Below are 11,045 nucleotides of genomic sequence, written 5' to 3' on the forward strand. Positions count from 1 at the left end.
GTTCAAATCCGGCTCCCGCAACCAATCCTTTATGGATTTTGTGGACAAGTTTGCGCAGTAATTCATTACTGTGAGTTAAAGATGCTTAATCTTTAACGAATCAAGGGTCCAGCAATAAAAAACCCCGACTATCGGGGTTTTTTGTTATCTAGCTTTTTAATTATAGCTAGGTTGTTGCTTGGGATTTAAATTGGGCTCTATGCCCTTTTTTTGTTTCTGGAGTGGTTTAAATGACTGGTTTAGAGAGACAACTTACTGACATGCTTGATGCTCCGGTATCTGCATCAGGCTATGAGTTAGTTGGATTAGAGTTTATTCGTGCAGGCGAGCATTCAACGTTACGTATCTATATCGATCATGCAAACGGCATTAACGTAGATGACTGTTCAGAAGTGAGTCGTCAAGTGAGTGCCGTTTTGGATGTAGAAGATCCAATTTCAGTGGCTTATAACCTAGAAGTGTCTTCTCCAGGTCTTGAAAGACCACTTTTCACAGCAGCACACTACGAACAGTTTATTGGTCACGAGGTCAACATCGTTTTGAAAATGGCTGTCGAAAACCGTCGTAAATGGAAGGGTGATATTCACTCTGTTGATGGTGAGACAATTTCAGTCGTTGTTGAAGGTAAGCAAGAGAGCTTTGCATTGAGCAATATCTCGAAAGCAAACCTAATTCCTAAATTTTAGTTCTCCTAGAAAAATTTGAGCTTAAGAGGCTAGATAGAATGAGTAAAGAAATTTTAGCGGTAGTTGAGGCGGTTTCTAATGAGAAAGCCGTACCTCGTGAGCGTATTTTTGAGGCACTTGAAACAGCACTTGCTACGTCTACTAAGAAAAAGCATGCACTTGAAATTGAAGTTCGTGTAGAAATTGATCGCAAAACGGGTGAGTTTGACACTTTCCGTCGTTGGGAAGTCGTTGAAGAAGTAGAAAACCCAACCAAAGAAATTTCATTAGAAGCAGCACAATACGAAGATGAAACTTTGACTATTGGCGACTTCGTTGAAGACGATATCCCTTCAGTAACGTTTGACCGTATTACAACACAGACAGCGAAGCAAGTTATCGTACAAAAAGTACGTGAAGCTGAACGTGCACAAATCGTCGAGCAGTTTATTGACAACGAAGGTGAACTTGTTACCGGTGTTGTTAAAAAAGTGAATCGCGAAACTGTGATTATGGATCTTGGTAACAATGCTGAAGCGGTTATTTTACGTGATGATCAACTTCCTCGCGAAAACTTCCGTCCAGGCGATCGCGTTCGTGGATTACTTTACGCAGTGAAACCAGAAGCGCGTGGCTTCCAGCTGTTTGTCACTCGTTCTAAGCCTGAAATGCTTGCCGAGCTTTTCCGTGTTGAAGTTCCTGAAATTGGTGAAGAGCTTATCGAACTAAAAGCCGGTGCTCGCGATCCAGGTTCACGTGCTAAAATTGCCGTGAAAACCAATGACCGTCGTATTGACCCTGTTGGCGCGTGTGTGGGTATGCGTGGTGCTCGTGTTCAAGCGGTTTCCGGTGAACTTGGTGGCGAGCGTATTGATATCGTTCTTTGGGATGATAATCCAGCTCAATTTGCTATCAATGCCATGGCACCAGCCGATGTTGCGTCAATCATCGTTGATGAAGATGCACACTCAATGGACATCGCGGTAGAACCTGACAACCTAGCTCAAGCTATCGGTCGTAACGGTCAGAACGTTCGCCTAGCTTCTCAACTTACCGGTTGGGAATTGAACGTGATGACAGTTGAAGATCTACAGAAGAAGCACCAAGAAGAATCTCAAGCGGCTGTTGAGAGCTTCATGAAGCACCTAGATATAGAGCAAGACTTTGCTGAAATGTTGTCTGAAGAAGGTTTCTCAACGCTAGAAGAAATTGCTTATGTCCCTGTTCATGAGCTGCTAGAAATTGACGGCCTAGACGAAGACATGGTTGAAGAGCTACGCAGCCGTGCTAAAGACGCACTGACCACTTTAGCACTGGCTCAAGAAGAAACATTTGACGGTGTTGAACCAGCAGAAGATCTGTTGGCTCTAGAAGGTTTGGAGCGTGAACTCGCGTTCAAACTGGCTGCTAAAGGTGTAGCAACACTAGAAGACCTAGCGGATCAAGGTGTTGATGAGCTAGAAGATATTGAAGGACTAACAGAAGAGCGTGCGGGCGAGCTGATTATGGCAGCGCGTAACATTTGTTGGTTCGGTGACGAAGAATAATTTCAGCAAGGAGGTAGCGGAATGACGCAACTAACAGTAAAAGCGCTAAGTGAAGAGATTGGTACGCCAGTTGAACGCTTAGTTGAGCAACTTGCTGACGCAGGCATGAAGAAAGCAAGCGGCGATCAAGTATCAGATGAAGAGAAGCAAAAGCTCCTCGTTCATTTAAAGAAAGAACACGGTGATACATCAGGCGAAACAGAGCCGACTCGTTTAACACTACAGAGAAAAACTCGCAGTACACTCAGTGTTTCAGCAAGTGGTGGTAAGAGTAAAGATGTTCAAGTAGAAGTACGTAAGAAGCGTACTTATGTGAAGCGCAGCACAGTCGATGATGAAGCTAAACGTGAGGCTGAGGAAGCAGCACAGCGTGAAGCGGAAGAGCTAGCGAAACGCGAAGCGGAAGAGTTAGCGAAACGTGATGCTGCAGAGAAAGCAAAACGCGAAGCCGAAGAGAAAGCAAAACGTGAAGCGGATGCAAAACGTAATGCGGAAGAAAAGGCTCAGCGTGCACAAGCTGAAAAGGCTAAAAAAGACATGAATGCAAAAAATGCTGACGTTAATACGCAAGCTAAGAAAGAAGCTGACGAACTAAAACGTCGTCAGGAAGAAGAAGCTCAACGTAAAGCAGAACAAGAAGCGGCAAAGCTTGTTGAAGAAGCTCGTAAACTCGCGGAAGAAAACCAAGAGCGTTGGAGCGAAGAAGAGAAAAAGAAAAAAGAGCAAGAGAAAACAGCTGATTACCACATCACGACTTCTACTTATGCTCGTGAAGCTGAAGATGCAGCGGATCGCAAAGAAGAAGGTGGTGGTAACCGTCGTAAGAAGAAGAAAAAAGCACCAGCAGCAACACCTGAGCGTAACGGTCGTAACCAGCGCGGTGGTAGAGGCGGTCGTAATAAAGGCAAATTGGCTAAACCAACGTCAATGCAGCATGGCTTTGATAAAACAGCAACGGTAGCAAAATCTGATGTTGCTATTGGTGAGACTATCGTTGTCTCTGAACTGGCAAGCAAAATGTCAGTTAAAGGCACTGAAGTTATCAAAGTGATGATGAAAATGGGCGCAATGGCAACCATTAACCAAGTTATCGACCAAGAAACAGCGGCCTTAGTTGCTGAAGAAATGGGTCACAAGGTTATTCTTCGTAAAGAGAATGAACTTGAAGAAGCCGTACTGGCTGATCGTGATAACGATGCGCTTGTTGAAGCTCGTGCTCCAGTTGTTACTATCATGGGTCACGTTGACCACGGTAAAACATCGACACTGGATTACATCCGTAAAGCACACGTTGCTTCTGGTGAAGCGGGCGGTATTACTCAACATATCGGTGCATACCACGTAGAAACTGATAACGGCATGATCACCTTCCTTGATACTCCTGGACACGCAGCGTTTACTGCTATGCGTGCTCGTGGTGCTCAAGCAACAGATATCGTTGTGCTTGTAGTTGCCGCTGACGATGGTGTTATGCCACAAACGGTTGAAGCGATTCAACACGCGAAAGCGGCGGGCGTACCTCTTATTATCGCTGTAAACAAAATCGATAAAGAAGATGCGAACCCAGACAACGTTAAGAATGAGCTATCTCAATACGACGTTATTCCTGAAGAGTGGGGCGGTGAGAACATGTTCGTTCACATCTCTGCGAAACAGGGTACAAACATCGATGGTCTTCTAGAAACTATCCTTCTACAGTCTGAAGTTCTTGAACTTACTGCTGTTAAAGAAGGCATGGCGTCAGGTGTTGTTGTTGAATCTCGCCTAGATAAAGGTCGTGGTCCAGTGGCGACTGTTCTTGTACAGTCTGGTACCTTGAATAAGGGTGATATCCTTCTTTGTGGTCAAGAATATGGTCGTGTACGTGCAATGCGCGATGAGAATGGTCAAGAGATCTTAGAAGCTGGCCCATCTATCCCTGTGGAAATTATCGGCCTATCTGGTGTTCCATCATCAGGTGATGAAGCAACAGTAGTACGAGATGAGCGTAAAGCTCGTGAAGTAGCGAACTACCGTCAAGGTAAATTCCGTGATGTGAAACTGGCTCGCCAACAGAAATCTAAGCTAGAGAACATGTTCTCTAACATGGAAGCGGGTGAAGTTGCAGAACTGAATGTGGTACTGAAAGGTGATGTTCAAGGTTCGGTTGAAGCGATTTCTGATTCACTGCTGAAACTATCGACTGACGAAGTTAAAGTGAACATCGTAGGTTCGGGTGTGGGCGGTATTACTGAAACGGATGCTACTCTTGCAGCCGCTTCAAACGCTATCATCTTAGGTTTCAACGTTCGTGCTGATGCAACGGCTCGTCGTACTGTTGATACTGAAAACCTAGATCTACGTTACTACTCAATCATTTACCAATTGATTGATGAAGTTAAACAAGCAATGGGCGGTATGCTTGCTCCAGAATTCAAGCAAGAAATCATTGGTCTTGCTGAAGTACGTGACGTATTTAAGTCACCTAAGCTGGGCGCAATCGCTGGTTGTATGGTTACTGAAGGCATCATTAAGCGTAGCAACCCAATCCGCGTACTACGCGAAAACGTGGTTATTTACGAAGGTGAACTAGAATCACTTCGTCGCTTTAAAGATGACGTTCAAGAAGTTAAGAATGGCTACGAATGTGGTATCGGCGTTAAGAACTACAATGATGTTCGCGCTGGTGACCAAATCGAAGTATTCGAAATCGTTGAAATTAAACGTACACTCGACTAATTGATAAAGTTACCCGCCTATCAAGGCAAGGTAATCGGTTGTTGAATGCACCATGGGGGGCTGGCTTTGGCCATCCCCCCATTCTTTCTATTTGTGAGAAATGATTATGTCAAAAGAATTTAGCCGTACACAACGCGTGTCACAGCAGCTACAAAAGGAACTCGCGATTATTCTTCAACGCGAAGTTCGCGACTCTCGTTTAGGGATGGTGACCATCTCTGACGTAGAAGTATCAAGAGATTTAGCTTACGCAAAAGTATTCGTTACTTTTTTATGTGTTGGCGACCAAACGCCAGAAAGCTGCCTAGCTGCTCTAAAAGAGCACGAAGTGCCAGTACGTATGGCACTGGGTAAGCGTATTCGCCACCGCCTCACGCCTGAAGTTCGTTTTACTTACGATGATACTTTAGTTGAAGGTATGCGTATGTCTAACTTAGTGAGCGAAGTATTAAACGAAGATAAGCGAAAGCAAACTGAAGCAGGACGTGACGAAGACGTAAATGGTTCTGAAGAGGAAGGCAAGTAATGGCTCGCCGTCGTAAGGGTCGTCCAGTCAACGGGGTTATCTTGCTCGATAAACCGACCGGCATTTCTTCTAACGATGCTTTGCAAAAAGTTAAGCGAATCTACTTTGCTCAAAAAGCGGGCCATACAGGCGCGCTTGATCCTTTAGCAACAGGAATGCTTCCAATTTGTTTGGGGGAAGCGACCAAATTTTCTCAATTCCTATTGGATTCGGATAAGCGTTACGTTGTTAAAGCTAAACTTGGTGAACGTACCAACACCTCTGACTCAGATGGTGAAGTCGTAGAGACTCGTGAAGTTAACGTCACACGTGAGCAGCTTGAACGCTGTGTCGCGAGTTTCAAAGGTGAAACAGACCAAGTTCCTTCCATGTTCTCTGCACTGAAACACCAAGGTCGTCCACTTTATGAGTACGCTCGTGAAGGGATCGAGGTGCCACGTGAATCACGTAAAATCACCGTTTACTCTATTGTTCTGCTTCGTTTTGAAGGCGATGAGATCGAGATGGAAGTCCATTGCTCAAAAGGCACTTACATTCGAACCATCACTGATGACCTCGGTGAAATGTTGGGCTGTGGTGCTCACGTTACTTATCTGCGTCGCACAGGCGTTGCCAAGTATCCGTATGAGAAGATGGTAACATTAGAGCAGCTTAATGAGTTGTTAGAGCAGGCTGAGCGTGATGAAGTTGCCCCTAGAGAGTTGCTTGATCCACTGTTAATGCCAATGGATACAGCGGTAGAAGATCTACCCGAAGTAAACATGAATGCTGAGCTGACGGATCTTGTTCAACATGGCATGCCTGTTCAGATCTTTGGTGCGCCAGCGGAAGGAACCGTGCGGATGACCAGCGGAGATGAAAAGTTATTCATCGGTGTTGCTGTGATTGATGATAACGGTAAAGTCGCTCCGAAGCGTCTGGTTGTGTTTACAGAAGAAGAGTCAGCCTAGCCACTCTCATAGATTGTAAATAGTTGCTAGTCGTCGCTGTGCGGTGATATTAAAATTAAAAAAGTCGAAGCTTAGCTTCGACTTTTCTATTTCTTGAAATCTATCTCTATGGAGATCATCGCGCTACATGATCAATTGAGCTGAGAATAACATCGCTCTTAACTCCTCGGCTCGATCTCTATTGACGCCGAAGTCCGAATAACCGATTCGAGATTCAGAACGAACCATGAGTGTTGTACCGCTGAGTTTGAGTTCGAGATCATCAGTGAAGCGAAGGATGCTTGAAGTGCATTCGATTCTGAGATAATTCCCTTCTTTTTCCGCTGTTTTAGCGCCTGAAAGCTGTAAAGCAACCTCTTCAATGTCATCGATACTGGCTGTGCTTTTGAGCTGAAAGGCGATAAGGTGGTGCTGCTCTCTATCATCTTCAGTTGAAACACAATTAGGGCTATCACCGCAGGGTAAAGCAGTACGATCAATCATATTCCTTGCCCCTTGGCTACACGCTGTCAGTAAGGTGAGGATTGATAAAGCGAAGATACAGGCTCGTAACATAGTGTTATTCCAATAAGTTATTGGTCAATAAGAAAAATAAAGGACCCGACTAACGGATCCTATAGAGTATGGCCTAAAAAATCTACAGGTCAATCTACACTTCAAGATAGTCTAGAATGCCACCTGCTGCTTTTCGGCCTTCATCAATGGCAGTGACCACAAGATCGGATCCTCTTACTGCATCGCCCCCAGCAAATATTTTTTTGTTACTCGTTTGATATTGAAACGCTTGATCGGAAGGTGCTTGTATTCTTCCCCACTGATCGAGGTCTACACCAAAGGGTTGTAGCCAAGGCATTGAGTGAGGTTGGAAACCAAACGCCATAATGACAACGTCAGCCTCTAAAGTATGTTCACTGCCTTGAACAGGTTCTGGTCGTTGGCGTCCGGCATCGTCAGGTTTTCCGAGTGCCGTTTTAACCACCTTGATACCCGTTACGTGCCCAGTATCGTTCACTTCAATACCAAGAGGTTGAAGGTTAAACATAAAATTGACACCTTCTTCTTGTGCATTTTTCACTTCTCTACGAGAGCCGGGCATGTTTTCTTCATCACGTCGGTAGGCACAGATAACGTTATTAGCACCCTGTCTAATGGACGTTCTAACACAGTCCATCGCGGTGTCACCGCCTCCAAGAACGACTACGTTTTTACCAGACATATCGATGTACGGTTCAGGAGTGGTTAGGTTCATTATCTTATAGGTATTCGAAATAAGAAATGGTAGCGCATCATAAACACCTTGAGCATCTTCGTTAGCCAACCCCGCGCGCATATTTTTGTAGGTCCCAACACCGATAAAGACGGCATCATAGTCGTCAATGAGCGATTGCATTTCGATGTCTTTACCTACTTCAATATTGAGCTTGAATTCAATTCCCATGTCACTGAATATTCGACGGCGATTTTCCATTACCCCTTTTTCGAGCTTGAAAGAGGGAATACCAAACGTCAAAAGCCCCCCGATTTCTGGGTAACGATCATAAACAACTGGCTTAACACCATTGCGGACTAACACATCAGCAGCAGCAAGACCCGCTGGGCCCGCTCCAACGATGGCGACTTTTTTATCTGTCCATTCCACGTTAGACATATCGGGCGTCCAGCCCATTTCAAATGCTTTATCGTTAATGTACTTCTCGATATTACCGATGGTGACAGCACCAAAGTCTTCATTGATGGTACAAGATCCCTCACAGAGTCGATCTTGGGGGCAAACCCGACCACAAACCTCAGGCAAGCTGTTAGTTTGATGAGAGAGCTCTGCCGCTTCGATAATGCGGCCTTCATTCGCCAGTTTTAGCCACTGAGGAATGTAGTTGTGAACTGGGCACTTCCATTCGCAATATGGATTGCCGCAGTCTAGGCAGCGGTCGGCTTGTGCCTTAGCTTGCTGTTTTGTAAAGGGTTCGTAGATTTCAACGAACTCTATCTTACGGATTTTGACGGGTTTTTTCGCTGGATCTACGCGATTCACGTCAATAAATTGGTATATGTTCTGGCTCATTATTGGGCTCCTTCCAATTATTGTGCTTGAACACGTAGTTCTGCAGCGCTTCGACTTTGATGGCCTAACAGCGTTCGCAGATCCGCGTTTTGGGGTTTAATTAAGTAGAACTTCGGAATCCATTCATCAAAGTTACTTAAAATATTCTCGGCATGGCTAGAGCCAGTTTCCGCAAGGTGCTCATCAATTAAACCACGAAGATGCTCTTGGTGTATGACCAGTTCAGAAAGCGAAATCGCCTCTACCGATTCATTATTCACTCTGCCTTGGAAATCATCGTTTTGGTCCAGAACATAAGCAAATCCACCGGTCATACCTGCGCCAAAATTGACACCTGTCGCGCCTAAAATAGCAACAATGCCTCCTGTCATATATTCACAAGCATTGTCGCCGGCACCTTCAATGACAGCGATCGTACCAGAGTTGCGCACGCCAAAACGTTCACCGGCCGTTCCAGCAGCAAACAGCTTTCCTCCGGTAGCACCGTATAAACATGTATTACCGATGATGGTGGCTTCATTACAAATGAAAGTTGTTCCGGTATGAGGTTTTATGACAATTTTTCCGCCAGCCATTCCCTTGCCGACATAATCGTTAGCATCACCGGTTAAGTAAAGCTCAACACCTCCTGCATTCCACACCCCTAAAGATTGCCCTGCGGTACCATTCAGGTGCAGTTTTATTGGGGTAGCAGCTATGCCTTGATTGCCATACTTCTTGGCGATTTCACCAGAGAGCCTTGCCCCTATTGAGCGGTCAGTGTTGATTACATCGTAGTAAAGGTTAATGGATTGCTGCGATTCGAAGGCATCTTTAGCTTGCTCGAGAATCTTTTGGTTGAGCTCTGCGGTATCAAAGGGGGCATTAGGCTCTGTCCAGTAAAGTGGATGGTTTTGTGGTGACACTGGCATCTCTAAAATATGAGAAAGATCCAGTTTGCTTTGTTTGGCAGTTAACCCTGAAGCGGCCTCAAGTAAGTCGGTTCTACCAATCAAATCAGTGAGTTTTTCTACGCCGAGTTCAGCAAGGTGCTCACGGACTTCTTCGGCAAGACCGATAAAGTAATTAACCACCATTTCAGGTAGCCCTTTGAAGTACTCTTTTCTAAGCGTCTCATCTTGGGTAGCAACCCCTGTCGCACAGTTGTTTAGGTGACAAATTCGTAAGAACTTACAACCTAGCGCGACCATTGGAGCCGTACCAAAGCCAAAGCTCTCAGCGCCTAAAATAGCGCCTTTAATGACATCTAGCCCCGTTTTTAATCCACCGTCGACTTGGAGGCGGATTTTATGACGAAGGCCATTGGCAACAAGCGCCTGTTGAGTTTCAGCAAGACCTAATTCCCACGGGCTACCTGCGTATTTTACTGACGTTAATGGGCTTGCTGCTGTGCCACCGTCGTACCCAGAAATCGTGATTAAATCGGCGTAGGCTTTTGCGACGCCGGTTGCGATTGTCCCAACACCAGGCTCTGAAACCAGCTTTACAGATACTAAGGCATTCGGGTTCACTTGTTTCAAATCAAAAATAAGCTGAGCCAAATCTTCGATGGAATAGATGTCATGATGCGGAGGAGGGGAGATTAAGGTCACCCCTTGAACCGAATAACGAAGCTTGGCGATTTCCGCGGTTACTTTATGACCTGGAAGCTGGCCACCCTCGCCGGGTTTTGCGCCTTGCGCTACTTTTATTTGTAGAACATCAGCATTCACTAGGTAATGTGGCGTGACACCAAATCGGCCTGAGGCGATCTGTTTGATTCGTGAGTTACGGTTTGTTCCGAATCGACGAGGGTCTTCGCCGCCTTCTCCAGAATTCGAGTAGCCCCCCAGTTTATTCATTGCAATAGCGAGTGCTTCATGCGCTTCAGGACTTAACGCACCAATAGACATGGCCGCCGAGTCAAAGCGCTTAAAGAGTTCAGTGTCTGGTTCAACGCTGTCTAGAGGTAGTGGAACATCAGCTCCCTTTAGTTTCATCAAGTCACGTAACATCGCATTAGGGCGCGTATTGACCTGTTTAGAATAGTGTTGATAGTCGGCTATTTCACCGGTTTTGACCGCTTTTTGCAGGGTACTGACAACATCAGGGTTGTAGGCGTGAAACTCACCGTCATGCACATACTTTAACAGGCCCCCATGATCGATAGGCTTACGTTTCGCCCACGCTTTTTGAGATAGATTGAATAGATCTTGTTGGAAGTCGTCAAAGTTTGCCCCTTGAATGCGTGAGGCAACACCACTAAAGCAAAGTTGTACAATATCTTGATGTAATCCGACGGCTTCGAACAGTTGAGAGCATCGATATGAGGCAATGGTCGAGATTCCCATTTTCGACATGATTTTGTACAGGCCTTTATTGATCCCGTATTGATAATTTTGCATGACGTCGCGGTAGCTTTTATTAATCGCACCATCATCGACAATTTTGCCTAAGGTTTCATAAGCAAGATAAGGATAAATAGCGGTGGCGCCAAAACCGATCAAAACGGCAAATTGATGGGGGTCGCGAATTGCCCCTGACTCAACGATGATATTAGTATCGCAACGCAAATTTTCGTTTGAGATCGGAAGAGCG

Annotated in this window: 8 protein-coding genes; 5 read left to right on the forward strand and 3 right to left on the reverse strand. The window is 45.4% G+C overall.

The window, feature by feature from the left end:
* Positions 1-230: 230 nt before the first annotated feature.
* The 5 genes from rimP (at position 231) to truB (ending at position 6,406) form a co-directional block, all read left to right on the forward strand.
* A complete protein-coding gene (gene rimP, locus ACP45E_RS16890; RefSeq protein ID WP_017035435.1) occupies positions 231-686 on the forward strand; it encodes a ribosome maturation factor RimP in 456 nt (151 codons plus the stop codon).
* Between the two features lie 38 nt (positions 687-724).
* Entirely contained in the window at positions 725-2,212 is a 1,488-nt protein-coding gene (gene nusA / locus ACP45E_RS16895; RefSeq protein WP_017035434.1) for a transcription termination factor NusA, read from the forward strand.
* Positions 2,213-2,233: 21 nt separating this feature from the next.
* Entirely contained in the window at positions 2,234-4,930 is a 2,697-nt protein-coding gene (infB, locus tag ACP45E_RS16900) for a translation initiation factor IF-2 (RefSeq protein WP_017035433.1), read from the forward strand.
* 106 nt (positions 4,931-5,036) lie between these two features.
* Entirely contained in the window at positions 5,037-5,456 is a 420-nt protein-coding gene (rbfA, locus tag ACP45E_RS16905; RefSeq protein WP_017035432.1) for a 30S ribosome-binding factor RbfA, read from the forward strand.
* The gene (truB, locus tag ACP45E_RS16910) at positions 5,456-6,406 is read left to right on the forward strand and encodes a tRNA pseudouridine(55) synthase TruB (protein ID WP_017035431.1); all 951 of its coding nucleotides are present in this window, start codon (positions 5,456-5,458) and stop codon (positions 6,404-6,406) included. The genes rbfA and truB overlap by 1 nt, the downstream gene beginning before the upstream one ends.
* A gap of 123 nt (positions 6,407-6,529) precedes the next feature.
* Here truB and ACP45E_RS16915 read toward each other — a convergent pair whose 3' ends face one another.
* The 3 genes from ACP45E_RS16915 to gltB all read right to left on the reverse strand — a co-directional run.
* Entirely contained in the window at positions 6,530-6,961 is a 432-nt protein-coding gene (locus tag ACP45E_RS16915; protein ID WP_026026521.1) for a DUF1499 domain-containing protein, read from the reverse strand.
* A gap of 94 nt (positions 6,962-7,055) precedes the next feature.
* Complete coding sequence (locus tag ACP45E_RS16920; protein WP_017035429.1) at positions 7,056-8,468, reverse strand: FAD-dependent oxidoreductase; 1,413 nt, start codon at positions 8,466-8,468, stop codon at positions 7,056-7,058.
* A 17-nt stretch (positions 8,469-8,485) separates the two neighbouring features.
* On the reverse strand, positions 8,486-11,045 hold a 2,560-nt coding region (gene gltB / locus ACP45E_RS16925; protein ID WP_141707383.1), incomplete at its 5' end, for a glutamate synthase large subunit.

Origin of the sequence: Vibrio genomosp. F10 str. 9ZD137 (assembly GCF_049974785.1) — a bacterium.
In the GTDB taxonomy this organism is placed as follows: domain Bacteria; phylum Pseudomonadota; class Gammaproteobacteria; order Enterobacterales; family Vibrionaceae; genus Vibrio.